Below are 18,419 nucleotides of genomic sequence, written 5' to 3' on the forward strand. Positions count from 1 at the left end.
TAAAACAATATAGATTTAAAATTGAACTCATATTTTATTATAAAAACAGTTTTATTTTAGATAATACTGGTATCTCAGATATATTTTAAGGTAACTCATTTTGAAAAATACAATTCTTGTGGAGCCATGCTGGGAGTATGTTGGCAAATGATGATGTTGATAAATATGTGAAAACTTAAATAATCGTCTCGATAATTTCGAAAAGTAAATAGAACAGGATAGTCTAGAATGGGATGCAGATGCCTATAAACGTAATTTCATAATGATAAAGAAGGACAAATTACGATGTGGCAGATAGTAAAATAAAAAAGAGCTCTAGTGATGCGGTTACTGAAAAACAGCTTTGGAAAAAAATCAAAAAATGAATGATTTTGAAAACAAGTTTAATGATGTTGATAATTCAGCTAGGTTAGATGGCACGATTCAATATAATAAAGATGCAGATAGAAAAAAACAATAACATCATTTAGCAGGTGATGATGCAAGTGCTTCTGTTGTCATTGATAATATTAGCGATGATAAAGTCGAAAAAAGTTCGAAGAAAGCTATTAAAGCTATTAATGGCAGGTAATTGTATAAGAAAATGAAAGTTATCTTTGATGATGCAAAATGATATTTCTGAAGATTATACTGATATGAAACTTGATAGCCTGAATTACAATAAAGAAGTAAGATAAGTAGCCACTATCGGTATAGTAAGCACTTAACTTTCATTATAACGAATGCACTCGGAAAATTAAGTACACTAACCAACAATAACCTATAAAGAAACCAATTTGCATTTGCTTTCGGTGCTCATTATACACCTCTGAAGATGGGTCATCTATTCCAATACCTCTTAACCACTTCCATACAATACTGGCGCGTAGAAAGAAACATTCAGTTCGCACTTAAATAAAAAATTAAACTGAATAAAAACAAAAATACTCCTTGCAATTTCATTCTTTGTGTTTTACCCAAAGAGACAAAGCATACACAAAGCTATTAATAAAACGTTAAATTGTATATTTTATTTGATTTTTTCAACAAAATAAAACATACAACATCTACATTTAAAGGGGAAAACCTAAAAAATGCAACAATTGCTATAAAATCTTACACAATAACCATCACGTAAGAACACAAAGCAATCTCTATTATATTTTTTTCTAATATCAAATAAAGGATATCTTTTCTTACACTTTGATTACAGCGAAAATATGCTTTTTAGTATCATAATATTGGGGAAAATGATGCAAACTATGAATAATAATTCAACGGAAACAAATAAGAAAAGCACAAATACTTCTTACAAGAAAACTATACCAATTTCAGGTAAATTTTTCGTTGAGCTTAAAACTTTCTATGATGAAAAAACTCTACTTCAAGATACTGAGTAACGCGTAAATGCATCTTTTTAATGGCTAAAATTTATTTTTTATTGGGGGGATCTCTTATGAAAAGATCACGTATTATCTCAAAAGGAAATGCTTTAAATGATCATCCTTTTCCTTGTCGTTCACCTTTGTTGAAGGCTGCTTCATTAGGTACTGTTATGACAGCGCTTTTATCGAGTGTTTCTCCTGTCATTGCATCTACTTTTTCTCCAACAGAGCAACAAACAACAATACAAAGTTCAAAAAGCCCTAAGGGTGCAGGTATGATTCCCCTAAAAGCTCCTGATGAAGCTTCAAAAAATTCTCCTGGTTCTGCTTTTACGAGTGATCATTACTGTGGTGTGGACAATATCCTTATTTCTACTTTTTCTGATTCAAGGAAGATAATTAATGAGGAAAATTATGTAAATCTTCTTATGCATCACAAATTTGATAATTGTAGCTCTCATGGTTTTGGAGCTCAACGAGCTATTTGGACTGTTGATGGTCAAAATACAATACTTGATGTATCTGAGATATCTGTTTTGAACGATGTGTTGAGAAAATTTCCACGCGATGAGGCCGCTGAGGGAGTTAATAGTGGTAAGTTGCTTGAGAAGAGTCATAATATTTCTATAGGTTTACAAGCAGATGCCGGGAATCAAAATACGGCATGGGATGATAGAGTGGGTTCGATTGCTGTAGGTATTGCTGCTAAAGCTAAGAAAACAGAAGCTATTGCTTTAGGTAGAGAGGCAAAAGCGGGAGAGTATGGAGGGATTGCTTTAGGTGCATATGCAGACGCACACAACCAGGAAGGGATTGCTATAGGTTATCGTGCTCAATCTGAAGGAAAAGGCAATGTTGCTTTAGGTGCTTATAGTGTTGCCAAGAATAGACGTGTTTTTGCTGGTTATGATCCTTTGTCAGGTCAATATTTAACAGATACTTTAAGTCATATATGGAAAGCTAACATTGGCTTAGTTGCTATTGGTGATGATTCGCAAGAAAAAACACGAATAATTACTGGATTAGCGGCTGGTACTGAAGATACTGATGCTGTGAATGTTGCGCAGCTGAAAGCATTAAGGGAATTAGTAGTAAAAAATAGTAATTTTGTTATACAAGAAGGGGATGAAGGTGACAATGGTCGTATCACGATAGGCTCGAAAGTGGCTGGCACGGAAGTTAGTTTTTTAAACAAAAACGGTAAGGGTAGGGTACTATCTGGTATTAAAGATGGAACACTTTCAAAAGATTCTACGGAAGCAATTACAGGAGGTCAGCTTTTCAAAGTTGATAGTGATCTTCAAGCAACCAAGAAAACGGTTTCAATAATAAATACAAATGTTAATGATTTGTCGAGTAGTTTAGCTGAAGTTCAAACTAATATGAACAAGGTTGAAGGTAATATATCGAAGATTGCTAAGAATAGCTCGAGTTATTTAGGAGGTCAGGCAGATATTCTGAATGGTAAAGCCCCGACTTATAATGTTCAAGGGAAGTCTCATAATAATGTAGGCTCTGCCTTTGCAGGAGTTAATGGTTCTATAACAGATCTTTATACCAAGATTGCAAATGTAGCAGGAAGTGACCTTGTTGAGCAAGAAACCAATAATCGTATCACGATAGGATCAAAGACAGGTGGAACAGCAGTCAGTTTTTTGAACAAAGAGGGCAGTAGTCGTGTTCTTTCTGGTCTTAAGGATGGCAATCTTTCCAAGGGTTCTACAGAGGCAGTTACTGGTAGTCAGCTTTTCAAAGTTGATAGCGATCTTCAAGCAACGAAGAATACGGTTTCACAAATTACTACGAATGTTAATGGTTTGTCGAGTAGTTTAACAGAAGTGAAAACTAATGTTACAAAAGTTGAGAGTAATCTTAAAGGTGTTACAGCTAATGTAGGCAAGATAGCAGAGAATAGTTCGCGTTATTTTGGAGGAGGAACGAATATAGCTACAGGAGGAGCTCCGACATATAAAGTCCAAGGATCGAAACATAATGATGTAGGTTCTGCCTTTGCAGGCGTTGATGCGGTTCTTAGTAATATTTATCAAGAACTTTCAGGTTTAGAAGGGTCTGGAGGTATAGGACTTGTACAGCAAGATACAGAGACAGGTCATATCACGATAGGTGCGAAAGTAGGTGGTACGGAAATCAGTCTTGTGAACAAAGACGGTGGTACGCGTGTTCTTTCTGGTCTTAAGGATGGCAATCTTTCCAAGGGTTCTACGGAGGCAGTGACTGGAGGCCAGTTGTTCAAGGTTGATAGTGATCTTAAGGCGACAAAGGATACGGTTACAGAAATCAATACGACTGTTGATGGTTTATCGAGTAGTTTAACAGAAGTAAAAACTAACGTGAGCCAAGTTGAAGGTGATGTATCGAAGATTGCGAAGCATGCTTCTAAATATTTAGGAGGCGGAGCGAATATCCTTGGAGGTGAGGCCCCGACATATAAAGTTCAAGGATCGCAGCATAATGATGTAGGTTCTGCCTTTGCGGATGTTGATAGTTCTATAACAGATCTTTACACGAAGATTACAAATGTAGCTGGAGACAGCCTTGTTCATCAAGAAACAGGTGAAGAAGCAGGTAACCGTATTACGGTAGGATCGAAAGTAGCTGGTACAGAGGTCAATTTTTCGAACAAAGAGGGTGATGGACGGATCCTTTCTGGATTGTCAGATGGCAAAATAGTCACGGGTTCGAGAGAAGCGGTTACGGGTTCTCAATTATATGAAACGAACAGTAAAGTTGCGTCATATTTAGGAGGTGGTGCAGAATATAAAGAAGGCGTTTGGACAGATCCTGTCTTTAAGATTAATGTTGTCCAAGAAGATGGTTCTACGCAAGAGCAAGAATATAAGAATGTAGCAGATGCATTGAAGGATGTAAGTACTTCCTTCACGAATGTTGAGAATGTCTTTGAGAATGGTTTAGTTCAGCAAGAGGAAAGTGAGAATGGTGATGGCCGCATCACGATAGGTGCGAAAGTAGGTGGCACGGAAATCAGTCTTGTGAACAAAGATGGCAGTAGGCGTGTTCTTTCTGGCATTAAGGATGGAGCTCTTTCCGAAGGTTCTACGGAGGCAGTTACTGGAGGTCAGCTTTTCAAAGTTGATAGCGATCTTAAGGCGACAAAGGATACGGTTACAGAAATCAATACGACTGTTGATGGTTTATCGAGTAGTTTAACAGAAGTAAAAACTAACGTGAGTCAAGTTGAAGGAGATGTATCGGCTATTGCGAAGAATGCTTCTGAATATTTAGGAGGCGGAGCGAATATCCTTGCAGGACAAGCTCCGACATATAAAGTCCAAGGATCGCAGCATAATGATGTAGGTTCTGCCTTTGCGGGTGTTGATAGTTCTATAACGGATCTTTACACGAAGATTACAAATGTAGCTGGAGACAGCCTTGTTCATCAAGAAACAGGTGAAGAAGCAGGTAACCGTATTACGGTAGGATCGAAAGTAGCTGGTACAGAGGTCAATTTTTCGAACAAAGAGGGTGATGGACGGGTTCTTTCTGGTCTTAAGGATGGCAAAATAGTCACTGGTTCGAGAGAAGCGGTTACGGGTTCCCAATTATATGAAACGAACAGTAAAGTTGCGTCATATTTAGGGGGTGGTGCAGAATATAAAGAAGGCGTTTGGACAGATCCTGTCTTTAAGATTAATGTTGTCCAAGAAGATGGTTCTACGCAAGAGCAAGAATATAAGAATGTAGCAGATGCATTGAAGGATGTGAGTACTTCCTTCACGAATATTGAGAATGTCTTTGAGAATGGTATAGTGCAGCAAGAGGAAAGTGAGAATGGTGATGGCCGCATCACGATAGGTGCGAAAGTAGGTGGCACGGAAATCAGTCTTGTGAACAAAGATGGCAGTAGGCGTGTTCTTTCTGGCATTAAGGATGGAGCTCTTTCCGAAGGTTCTACGGAGGCAGTTACTGGAGGTCAGCTTTTCAAAGTTGATAGCGATCTTAAGGCGACAAAGGATACGGTTACAGAAATCAATACGACTGTTGATGGTTTATCGAGTAGTTTAACAGAAGTAAAAACTAACGTGAGTCAAGTTGAAGGAGATGTATCGGCTATTGCGAAGAATGCTTCTGAATATTTAGGAGGCGGAGCGAATATCCTTGCAGGACAAGCTCCGACATATAAAGTCCAAGGATCGCAGCATAATGATGTAGGTTCTGCCTTTGCGGGTGTTGATAGTTCTATAACGGATCTTTACACGAAGATTACAAATGTAGCTGGAGACAGCCTTGTTCATCAAGAAACAGGTGAAGAAGCAGGTAACCGTATTACGGTAGGATCGAAAGTAGCTGGTACAGAGGTCAATTTTTCGAACAAAGAGGGTGATGGACGGGTTCTTTCTGGTCTTAAGGATGGCAAAATAGTCACTGGTTCGAGAGAAGCGGTTACGGGTTCCCAATTATATGAAACGAACAGTAAAGTTGCGTCATATTTAGGGGGTGGTGCAGAATATAAAGAAGGCGTTTGGACAGATCCTGTCTTTAAGATTAATGTTGTCCAAGAAGATGGTTCTACGCAAGAGCAAGAATATAAGAATGTAGCAGATGCATTGAAGGATGTGAGTACTTCCTTCACGAATATTGAGAATGTCTTTGAGAATGGTATAGTGCAGCAAGAGGAAAGTGAGAATGGTGATGGCCGCATCACGATAGGTGCGAAAGTAGGTGGCACGGAAATCAGTCTTGTGAACAAAGATGGCAGTAGGCGTGTTCTTTCTGGCATTAAGGATGGAGCTCTTTCCGAAGGTTCTACGGAGGCAGTTACTGGAGGTCAGCTTTTCAAAGTTGATAGCGATCTTAAGGCGACAAAGGATACGGTTACAGAAATCAATACGACTGTTGATGGTTTATCGAGTAGTTTAACAGAAGTAAAAACTAACGTGAGTCAAGTTGAAGGAGATGTATCGGCTATTGCGAAGAATGCTTCTGAATATTTAGGAGGCGGAGCGAATATCCTTGCAGGACAAGCTCCGACATATAAAGTCCAAGGATCGCAGCATAATGATGTAGGTTCTGCCTTTGCGGGTGTTGATAGTTCTATAACGGATCTTTACACGAAGATTACAAATGTAGCTGGAGACAGCCTTGTTCATCAAGAAACAGGTGAAGAAGCAGGTAACCGTATTACGGTAGGATCGAAAGTAGCTGGTACAGAGGTCAATTTTTCGAACAAAGAGGGTGATGGACGGGTTCTTTCTGGTCTTAAGGATGGCAAAATAGTCACTGGTTCGAGAGAAGCGGTTACGGGTTCCCAATTATATGAAACGAACAGTAAAGTTGCGTCATATTTAGGGGGTGGTGCAGAATATAAAGAAGGCGTTTGGACAGATCCTGTCTTTAAGATTAATGTTGTCCAAGAAGATGGTTCTACGCAAGAGCAAGAATATAAGAATGTAGCAGATGCATTGAAGGATGTGAGTACTTCCTTCACGAATATTGAGAATGTCTTTGAGAATGGTATAGTGCAGCAAGAGGAAAGTGAGAATGGTGATGGCCGCATCACGATAGGCTTGCAGACTGGTGGAACAGAAGTCAGTCTTTTGAATAAAGATGGCAGTAGGCGTGTTCTTTCTGGTTTAGCTGATGGAGATCTTTCTGAAGGTTCTACGGAGGCAGTTACTGGTAGTCAGTTGTTCAAGGTTGATAGTGATCTTAAGGCGACAAAGGATACGGTTACAGAAATCAGTACGACTGTTGATGGTTTGTCAACAAGTATGACGGCAGTTCAAGGAGATGTATCAAAGATTGCGAAGAATACGTCTAAATATTTAGGAGGCGGAGCAAATATTCTTGATAGGACAGCCCCGACTTATCAGGTTCAGGGTAAAGATTACCAGAATGTCGGATCAGCCTTTGCAGGTGTTGATGATTCACTATCGGATATTTATCAGGAACTTTCAGGAGTTGGAAGTAAGAGCCTTGTACAACAAGAGGCCAGTGAAGATGGGAATGGTCGCATCACGATAGGGTCGCAAGTAGGTGGTACGGAAATTAGTCTAGCGAACAAAGATGGAGAAGGTCGAACCCTTTCCGGCTTGAAGGATGGAGCCCTTTCAGCAACTTCTAATGAAGCGATTACAGGAAAACAACTTTATGAAGTTGAGAGCAAGGTTACAGAAACCAGCGGAAAAGTTGAAGATTTGTCAACAAGTATGACGACAGTTCAAGGAGATGTATCAAAGATTGCGAAGAATGCTTCTGAATATTTAGGGGGCGGAGCAAATATTCTTGATGGGACAGCTCCGACTTATCAGGTTCAGGGTAAAGATTACCAGAACGTAGGAACAGCTTTTACAGGTGTTGATGGTTCGATTACTGACATTTATTCGAAAATTGCGAGTGTAGCAGGGGGTAGTCTTGTTGAACAAGAAGCAAGTGAAGATGGCAGTGGTCGCATTACGGTAGGGTCGAAAGTAGCTGGTGCGGAAATCAATTTTTCGAATAAAGATGATGAAGGTCGGGTCCTTTCCGGTATCAAGGATGGCATAGTTTCAAGAGGTTCTAATCAGGCAGTTACCGGCAACCAGCTTTATACCACGAATAGCCAGATTGCTCAATATTTAGGCGGTGGTGCGCGCTATGAAGATGGTCAATGGATTGATCCTACTTTCACACTTAATGTTGTCCAAGAAGATGGTTCTACGCAAGAGAAAGAATATAAGAATGTAGCAGATGCATTGAAGGATGTGAGTACTTCCTTCACGAATGTTGAGAATGTCTTTGAGAATGGTATAGTGCAACAAGAGGAAAGTGAAGATGAGAGTGGTCGTATCACGATAGGTGCGAAAGTAGGTGGTACGGAAATTAGTCTAGCGAACAAAGATGGAGAAGGTCGGATCCTTTCCGGCTTGAAGGATGGAGCCCTTTCAGCAACTTCTAATGAAGCAGTTACAGGGAAACAACTTTATGAGGTTGATAGCAAATTTACAGCGAGTGTTGATGAATTGTCTACAAGTATGACGGCAGTTCAAGGAGATGTATCAAAGATTGCTGAGAATGCTTCCCAATATTTAGGGGCGGAGCAGATGTTTTTGAAGGAACAGCGCCAATTTATCAGGTTCAGGGTGAAGATTACAGGAATGTAGGAGAAGCCTTTGCAAGTGTTGATGGTTCACTATCGGATATTTATCAGGAACTTTCAGGAGTTGGAAGTAAGAGCCTTGTACAACAAGAGGCCAGTGAAAATGGTGATGGTCGTATCACGATAGGCTTGCAGACTGGTGGAACAGAAGTCAGTCTTTTGAATAAAGATGGCAGTAGGCGTGTTCTTTCTGGTTTAGCTGATGGAGATCTTTCTGAAGGTTCTACGGAGGCAGTTACTGGTAGTCAGTTGTTCAAGGTTGATAGTGATCTTAAGGCGACAAAGGATACGGTTACAGAAATCAGTACGACTGTTGATGGTTTGTCGAGTGGTTTAACAGAAGTAAAAACTCATGTTACACAAGTTGAAGGAGATCTTAAAGGTGTAACAGCTAATGTGAGTAAGATAACAGAGAATAGCTCTCGTTATTTAGGGGGCGGAGCAAATATCCTTGAAGGACAAGCTCCGACGTATAAAGTTCAAGGATCGCAACATAATGATGTAGGCTCTGCCTTTGTAGGAATTGATGCCGCCCTTACAGATATTTACAAAGAACTTTCAGGGGAAGGAGGTTCGGAAGGTGTCGGTCTTGTCCAGCAAGATACAGGGACAGGACATATCACGATAGGATCGAAAGCAGAAGGAACAGAAATTAATATTTCGAACAAAGATGGTGATGGACGGATCCTTTCTGGATTGTCAGATGGCAAAATAGTCACGGGTTCGAGAGAAGCGGTTACGGGTTCCCAATTATATGAAACGAATAGTAAAGTTGCGTCATATTTAGGAGGGGGAGCAGAATATAAAGAAGGCGTTTGGATTGATCCTACTTTCACACTTAATGTTGTCCAAGAAGATGGTTCTACGCAAGAGCAAGAATATAAGAATGTAGCAGATGCATTGAAGGATGTGAGTACTTCCTTCACGAATATTGAGAATGTCTTTGAGAATGGTATAGTGCAGCAAGAGGAAAGTGAAGATGAGAGTGGTCGTATCACGATAGGCTTGCAGACTGGTGGAACAGAAGTCAGTCTTTTGAATAAAGATGGCAGTAGGCGTGTTCTTTCTGGTTTAGCTGATGGAGATCTTTCTGAAGGTTCTACGGAGGCAGTTACTGGTAGTCAGTTGTTCAAGGTTGATAGTGATCTTAAGGCGACAAAGGATACGGTTACAGAAATCAGTACGACTGTTGATGGTTTGTCGAGTGGTTTAACAGAAGTAAAAACTCATGTTACACAAGTTGAAGGAGATCTTAAAGGTGTAACAGCTAATGTGAGTAAGATAACAGAGAATAGCTCTCGTTATTTAGGGGGCGGAGCAAATATCCTTGAAGGACAAGCTCCGACGTATAAAGTTCAAGGATCGCAACATAATGATGTAGGCTCTGCCTTTGTAGGAATTGATGCCGCCCTTACAGATATTTACAAAGAACTTTCAGGGGAAGGAGGTTCGGAAGGTGTCGGTCTTGTCCAGCAAGATACAGGGACAGGACATATCACGATAGGATCGAAAGCAGAAGGAACAGAAATTAATATTTCGAACAAAGATGGTGATGGACGGATCCTTTCTGGATTGTCAGATGGCAAAATAGTCACGGGTTCGAGAGAAGCGGTTACGGGTTCCCAATTATATGAAACGAATAGTAAAGTTGCGTCATATTTAGGAGGGGGAGCAGAATATAAAGAAGGCGTTTGGATTGATCCTACTTTCACACTTAATGTTGTCCAAGAAGATGGTTCTACGCAAGAGCAAGAATATAAGAATGTAGCAGATGCATTGAAGGATGTGAGTACTTCCTTCACGAATATTGAGAATGTCTTTGAGAATGGTATAGTGCAGCAAGAGGAAAGTGAAGATGAGAGTGGTCGTATCACGATAGGCTTGCAGACTGGTGGAACAGAAGTCAGTCTTTTGAATAAAGATGGCAGTAGGCGTGTTCTTTCTGGTTTAGCTGATGGAGATCTTTCTGAAGGTTCTACGGAGGCAGTTACTGGTAGTCAGTTGTTCAAGGTTGATAGTGATCTTAAGGCGACAAAGGATACGGTTACAGAAATCAGTACGACTGTTGATGGTTTGTCAACAAGTATGACGGCAGTTCAAGGAAATGTATCAAAGATTGCTGAGAATGCTTCTCAATATTTAGGGGGCGGAGCAGATGTTTTTGAAGGAACAGCGCCAATTTATCAGGTTCAGGGTGAAGATTACAGGAATGTAGGAGAAGCCTTTGCAAGTGTTGATGGTTCACTATCGGATATTTATCAGGAACTTTCAGGAGTTGGAAGTAAGAGCCTTGTACAACAAGAGGCCAGTGAAAATGGTGATGGTCGTATCACGATAGGCTTGCAGACTGGTGGAACAGAAGTCAGTCTTTTGAATAAAGATGGCAGTAGGCGTGTTCTTTCTGGTTTAGCTGATGGAGATCTTTCTGAAGGTTCTACGGAGGCAGTTACTGGTAGTCAGTTGTTCAAGGTTGATAGTGATCTTAAGGCGACAAAGGATACGGTTACAGAAATCAGTACGACTGTTGATGGTTTGTCAACAAGTATGACGGCAGTTCAAGGAGATGTATCAAAGATTGCGAAGAATACGTCTAAATATTTAGGGGGCGGAGCAAATATTCTTGATAGGACAGCCCCGACTTATCAGGTTCAGGGTAAAGATTACCAGAATGTCGGATCAGCCTTTGCAGGTGTTGATGATTCACTATCGGATATTTATCAAGAACTTTCAGGGGTTGGAAGTAAGAGCCTTGTACAACAAGAGGCCAGTGAAAATGGTGATGGTCGTATCACGATAGGTGCGCAAGTAGGTGGTACGGAAATTAGTCTAGCGAACAAAGATGGAGAAGGTCGGATCCTTTCCGGCTTGAAGGATGGAGCCCTTTCAGCAACTTCTAATGAAGCAGTTACAGGGAAACAACTTTATGAGGTTGATAGCAAATTTACAGCGAGTGTTGATGAATTATCTACAAGTATGACGGCAGTTCAAGGAGATGTATCAAAGATTGCTGAGAATGCTTCTCAATATTTAGGGGGCGGAGCAGATATTTTTGAAGGAACAGCCCCGACTTATCAGGTTCAGGGTAAAGATTACCAGAATGTCGGATCAGCCTTTGCAGGTGTTGATGATTCACTATCGGATATTTATCAGGAACTTTCAGGGGTTGGAAGTAAGAGCCTTGTACAACAAGAGGCCAGTGAAAATGGTGATGGTCGTATCACGATAGGTGCGCAAGTAGGTGGTACGGAAATTAGTCTAACGAACAAAGATGGAGAAGGTCGAACCCTTTCCGGCTTGAAGGATGGAGCCCTTTCAGCAACTTCTAATGAAGCAGTTACAGGGAAACAACTTTATGAGGTTGATAGCAAATTTACAGCGAGTGTTGATGAATTGTCTACAAGTATGACGGCAGTTCAAGGAGATGTATCAAAGATTGCTGAGAATGCTTCTCAATATTTAGGGGGCGGAGCAGATATTTTTGAAGGAACAGCGCCAATTTATCAGGTTCAGGGTGAAGATTACAGGAATGTAGGAGAAGCCTTTGCAAGTGTTGATGGTTCACTATCGGATATTTATCAGGAACTTTCAGGGGTTGGAAGTAAGAGCCTTGTACAACAAGAGGCCAGTGAAAATGGTGATGGTCGTATCACGATAGGTGCGCAAGTAGGTGGTACGGAAATTAGTCTAGCGAACAAAGATGGAGAAGGTCGAACCCTTTCCGGCTTGAAGGATGGAGCCCTTTCAGCAACTTCTAATGAAGCAGTTACAGGGAAACAACTTTATGAGGTTGATAGCAAATTTACAGCGAGTGTTGATGAATTGTCTACAAGTATGACGGCAGTTCAAGGAGATGTATCAAAGATTGCTGAGAATGCTTCTCAATATTTAGGGGGCGGAGCAGATATTTTTGAAGGAACAGCGCCAATTTATCAGGTTCAGGGTGAAGATTACAGGAATGTAGGAGAAGCCTTTGCAAGTGTTGATGGTTCACTATCGGATATTTATCAGGAACTTTCAGGGGTTGGAAGTAAGAGCCTTGTACAACAAGAGGCCAGTGAAAATGGTGATGGTCGTATCACGATAGGTGCGCAAGTAGGTGGTACGGAAATTAGTCTAGCGAACAAAGATGGAGAAGGTCGAACCCTTTCCGGCTTGAAGGATGGAGCCCTTTCAGCAACTTCTAATGAAGCAGTTACAGGGAAACAACTTTATGAGGTTGATAGCAAATTTACAGCGAGTGTTGATGAATTGTCTACAAGTATGACGGCAGTTCAAGGAGATGTATCAAAGATTGCTGAGAATGCTTCTCAATATTTAGGGGGCGGAGCAGATGTTTTTCATGGGACAGCGCCAACTTATCAGGTTCAGGGTGAAGATTACAGGAATGTAGGAGAAGCCTTTGCAAGTGTTGATGGTTCACTATCGGATATTTATCAGGAACTTTCAGGAGTTGGAAGTAAGAGCCTTGTACAACAAGAGGCCAGTGAAAATGGTGATGGTCGTATCACGATAGGTGCGAAAGTAGGTGGTACGGAAATTAGTCTAGCGAACAAAGATGGAGAAGGTCGGATCCTTTCCGGCTTGAAGGATGGAGCCCTTTCAGCAACTTCTAATGAAGCAGTTACAGGGAAACAACTTTATGAGGTTGATAGCAAATTTACAGCGAGTGTTGATGAATTGTCTACAAGTATGACGGCAGTTCAAGGAGATGTATCAAAGATTGCTGAGAATGCTTCTCAATATTTAGGGGGCGGAGCAGATGTTTTTCATGGGACAGCGCCAACTTATCAGGTTCAGGGTGAGTTCTATAATACTGTAGGATCTACATTTGCTGGAATTGATAGAACATTGACACAGCTTCTAAATGACACGAGTGAAAATAGTGAAAATCTTCAAAATAGTTTGTTATGGGACGAAGAGGAGGGTGCATTTGTTGCACTTCATGGTGAAAAGGGGAAAGAGAAAGTTAAGAGCAAACTTAAGTTTCTTATTGATGGAGATATAGCAGAGGGTTCGACAGAAGCGGTTACTGGGAGCCAGCTTTATGAGACCAATACTAAGCTTGCAGAATATTTCGGTGGTGGAGCAAAATATGGAGCTAACGGATGGACTGCTCCAAAGTTTGAAGTTGTTCAACTCAATTCTGGTAGTAAAAGCGGTCAAAAGAACTATAATAAGTATGATACTGTAGCTGGTGCTTTTGGTGGTGTTAATGACAATATGGAAGATCTGAACGATCGTCTGAACAAGGTTAAAGAACAAACAGAACAGATAGAACAGAATGGTTTGCAGTGGAATCAAAGTAAGGGTGCTTATGACGCAAGCCGAAAGGATAAAGAAGGAAATTCTGACAGCAGTAGGATTACCGGCGTTAAAGATGGCGAAATATCAAAAGGCTCTAGCGATGTTGTTACTGGAAATCAGCTTTGGGAAACGAACAACAAAGTAAAGGCGCTTGAAGACAAGGTTGATGATTTTGAGAATTCGGTTGGCCAAATGGCAGAGGGTGCTGTTCAATATGATAAAGACTCTGAAGGCAAAAAAACGAATAAAATCACTTTAGCAGGTGGTGATGCAGATAAACCTGTTGTGATTGATAATATTGGCGATGGTAAAGTTGAAAAAGGTTCGAAAGAAGCTGTTAATGGCGGGCAGTTATATGAGAAAATGACAATTGTTCTCAATGATGCAAAAAAATATACAGATGAACAGATGAAGCAAGCTGTTTCAGAAGCTAAAGAATATACTGATATGAAATTTGATAGCCTAAATTATAATATCGAGGGTGTAAAACAAGAAGCACGGCAAGCAGCAGCTATCGGTATAGCGGCCGCTAACCTCCGTTATAACGAAACACCTGGAAAGCTAAGTGTTGCAATCAGTAGTGGTTTATGGCGCAATCAATCTGCCTTTGCTTTTGGTGCTGGTTATACATCCGAAAGCGGAGATATTCGCTCTAGTATTTCTGTAACAACCGCTGGCAAACACTTCGGAGTAGGTGGAGGTATACACTTTACTCTTAACTAATTGCCTACTAAATAATACTTAACTAAAAAAAACTTTTACTGGTGCTTTATTAATATAAAATCTTAAGAATCCTAATAACAATTGCAAAACACCCTTTATTAAGATATTTATATTCTCTATTTCACAAAACTATCTAATTCCAACAAAGCAAATCTTAAAACTACAATACAACCTAATCAAATAAAATTAACCCTCTTCTCATGGGATACACTCCCATTAAAAAATTTATAAAAACCATTAACCTCAGTACAACAGAAAAAATTACAACACAAAAAAACAAAACACGATTAATTAAAGAATTCTTATAACGACTAATAACTTACTTCTTAGCTTCTTGATAACCTTTGAATGTGTCTTTTTGATGTCTAAAGTTTATTTTTTATCTTTATTGGAGAATTTGTTATGAAAAGATCAGATTTTATCTTAAAACGCGGTGATTTAAGGGGGTATTCTTTTTCTGGTTTTTTACCTTTGTTGAAGGCTGTTTCATTAGGTACTGTTATGACAGCACTCTTATTAAGTGTTTCACTTGTTATTGCATCTACTTTTTCTCCAACAGAGCAACAAACAACGATTCAGAGGCAAAAAGATCTTAACAGCTCTAAAAGCACTGATGGTTCAGGTGTACTTTCTTCAAATATTTTACGTGAAGGTTCAGAAGGCCGTAACAGAAGTGTTCATTTCTCAAGTAATCAGTTTTGTGGCGTAGATGATATTGTCGTTTCTAACACTTTTGATTCAAAGCAAATAGATACAGGAAGAACTATTACTGAAGGGAATTATGAAGCGCTTATAGCCAGCAGAAAATTTGCTTCTTGTCAGCTTGAGAGGGCTGCAATTTGGACTGTTGATGGTAGAAATAGTATGTCTGATATGTCGAATTTTATGCCGTCATACGCATTAAAAAGTGATCATAGAAAGGAAGGCCAAGCTGAAGGCCAATTGTTATGGGGTTCCGAAACGCAGGGCCGAGGCGCTAGTGCTATTGCTATAGGCAATAGGGCTGCAGTAAACGGTGCTGGCGCCATTGCAATGGGTGGTTATGTTAAAACCACCATGCAGGGTGTCGTAAGTTATATCATCACCGAGGCAAGAGGTGAGCGCGCAATTGCTATAGGTACAACAGCTATGGCATCGAATCTTGATGCAGTTGCTATAGGTTATAGCGCTAAGACTACAAAGAATGCTGGATTAGCTCTTGGTGCCTTTTCAGAGGTGATTGTTGATACAGGTATTGCTTTAGGTAGTCATTCTTTAGCTGATGTTGCGGGCGGTGTTGCGGGTTATGATCCTATCACAGGGAAAGCAACAACAGATAAAGATATGGCCTGGGTTAGTAATTCTAGTGCGGTGAGTATTGGCAAACGAAACTCAGCAGGTGTGGAAACATCACGGCAGATTATAAATTTAGCTGCTGGTACTGAAGATACTGATGCTGTGAATGTTGCTCAGTTGAAGGCTTTAAGAAAATGGGCGGGAGATGAGATAGCTAAAGCTGGAGGAGATTGGAATTTAAGTGTTAATGGAAAAGATTCTACAAATGTTTCTTCAGGGAGCACAGTTGATTTTTCATCTACTGGCAACCTTGAAATTTCAAAGGATCAAGATAATAAAGTAACATTTGATCTTGCGAAGAGTATCACTGTTGATAAGCTAACAGTAGCAGGGCATACCTTAGATCAAACTGGCTTAACTCTTAAAGGTGGTCCAAGTGTTACAGCTGCTAATGGTATAGATGCCGGTCGTATGAAAATTCAAAGAGTAGCAGATGGTTTTTTAGATGATGACGCCGTTAATAAAAAACAGCTGAATGTAGTAGAAGAATTAGTGAAGAAAGGTTGGCGTTTATCAGTTAACGGTGGAGAGGATCTATATATTGGAGCGGACTATCAAGTTGGTTTCTTGGCTGAAGATCAAAATCTTTCAATTTTATGGGGTGACTCTGGAAATATAAAGTTTGGTCTTGCACAGGACATTTCAGTTAATAGTGTAATTTTAGGAAGGCAAATTTTAAATAAAGATGGCTTAACTCTTGCAGATGGTACAAGTATAACAACTAATGGTATTGCGGCTGGTGGTAAGAAGATTTCAGGCGTTTTAGCTGGGACTGAAGATACTGATGCAGTCAATTTTTCTCAATTGAATGCAGTTAAAAATGAATTAGAAAAGAACAATTGGATCCAGCAAGATTCTGCGACGGGTATTATTACAATAGGTGCGCAAGTAGGTGGTACAGCAATCGATTTTGCGAATAAAGATGGAGAAGGGCGCATCCTTTCCGGCTTGAAGGATGGAGCAGTCTCAAAAACTTCTAATGAAGCGGTTACAGGCAAACAACTGTATGAGGTTGAGAGTAAGGTTACAGAAACCAGCGGAAAAGTTGAAGGTTTGTCAACAGGTATGACGGCAGTTCAAGGAGATGTATCAAAGATTGCGAAGAATACTTCTGAGTATTTAGGGGGCGGAGCAAATATTCTTGATGGGAGAGCTCCGACTTATAGGGTTCAGGGTAAAGATTACCAGAACGTAGGAACAGCTTTTACAGGTGTTGATGGTTCGATTACTGACATCTATTCGAAAATTGCGGGTGTAGCAGGGGATAGCCTTCTTGAACAAGAAGCAAGTGAAGATGGCAGTGGCCGCATCACGATAGGTGCAAAAGTAGGTGGTACGGAAATCAATCTTGCGAACAAAGGTGATGAGGGTCGGATCCTTTCCGGCTTGAAGGACGGAGCAGTTTCAGAAACTTCTAATGAAGCAATTACTGGCAGCCAGCTTTATGAGACCAATACTAAGCTTGCAGAATATTTCGGTGGTGGAGCAAAATATGGAGCTAACGGATGGACTGCTCCAAAGTTTGAAGTTGTTCAACTCAATTCTGGTAGTAAAAGCGGTCAAAAGAACTATAATAAGTATGATACTGTAGCTGATGCTTTTGATGCTGTTAACAAAAGTATGGAAAGCCTAAATAATCGTATTGATGGTGTTGAGAATCAAGCAGACCAGAATGGTTTGCAGTGGAATGAAAGTAAGGGTGCTTATGACGCAAGACGAAAAGATTCTGACAGCAGTAGAATTACTGGCGTTAAAGATGGCACTATATCAGAAGGCTCTAGCGATGTTGTTACTGGAAATCAGCTTTGGGAAACGAACAGCAGAGTAAAGGAGCTTGAAGACAAGATTGATGGTTTTGAGGGTTCAGTTGGTGTAGAGGGTGCTGTTCAATATGATAAAGGTGAAGATGGGAAGAAAACGAATAAAATCACTTTAGCAGGTGGTGATGCGAGTGCTCCTGTTGTGATTGATAATGTTGGAGATGGTAAAGTTGAAAAAGGTTCGAAAGAAGCTATTAATGGCGGGCAGTTATATGAGAAAATGACAATTGTTCTCGATGATGCAAAAAAGTATACAGATGAAAAGATAAAGAGTGCTGTTTCTGAAGCTAAAGAATATACTGATATGAAATTTGATAGCCTAAATTATAATATCGAGGGTGTAAAACAAGAAGCACGGCAAGCAGCAGCTGTCGGTATAGCTGTCGCCAACCTTCGTTATAACGAAGCCCCTGGAAAAATCAGCATTGCATTTAGTAGTGGTTCATGGCGCAGTCAATCTGCTATTGCTTTTGGTGCTGGTTATACATCTGAGAGCGGCAACATTCGTTCTAATCTATCTATCACCACTGCTGGTGGTCATTGGGGCATAGGCGCAGGAATACAGCTCACACTGAATTAAAAAATAATTTGCACTACTATAAAAATCGCCCTTGTTTTAAAAGATTCAAGAGCGAAAATTCATCAGATGCCTAACTTTTCCCACAAAATTAACAAAATTTTGCCATAAATGTAAAAATAAACTTGATAATACGACTCTTATACTTTATACAGAATAAACCATTTTGTTTTTAACCA

Annotated in this window: 3 protein-coding genes; all 3 read left to right on the forward strand. The window is 40.2% G+C overall.

Annotated features, from left to right (window positions below):
• Positions 1 to 1,435 precede the first annotated feature (1,435 nt).
• Entirely contained in the window at positions 1,436 to 8,485 is a 7,050-nt protein-coding gene (locus BAR153v2_RS00630; RefSeq protein WP_158078267.1) for a hypothetical protein, read from the forward strand.
• A gap of 125 nt (positions 8,486 to 8,610) precedes the next feature.
• Positions 8,611 to 14,508 carry a YadA-like family protein gene (locus tag BAR153v2_RS07315; RefSeq protein WP_158078268.1) on the forward strand — a complete coding sequence of 1,966 codons (5,898 nt, stop codon included), beginning with the start codon at positions 8,611 to 8,613 and terminating at the stop codon, positions 14,506 to 14,508.
• Positions 14,509 to 14,910: 402 nt separating this feature from the next.
• Positions 14,911 to 18,243: a YadA-like family protein gene (locus BAR153v2_RS00640; protein WP_078679867.1), complete on the forward strand. Its 3,333-nt coding sequence runs from the start codon at positions 14,911 to 14,913 to the stop codon at positions 18,241 to 18,243.
• The last annotated feature ends 176 nt before the right edge of the window (positions 18,244 to 18,419 follow it).

It is taken from the genome of Bartonella sp. AR 15-3, assembly GCF_002022445.1.
Lineage (GTDB): Bacteria > Pseudomonadota > Alphaproteobacteria > Rhizobiales > Rhizobiaceae > Bartonella.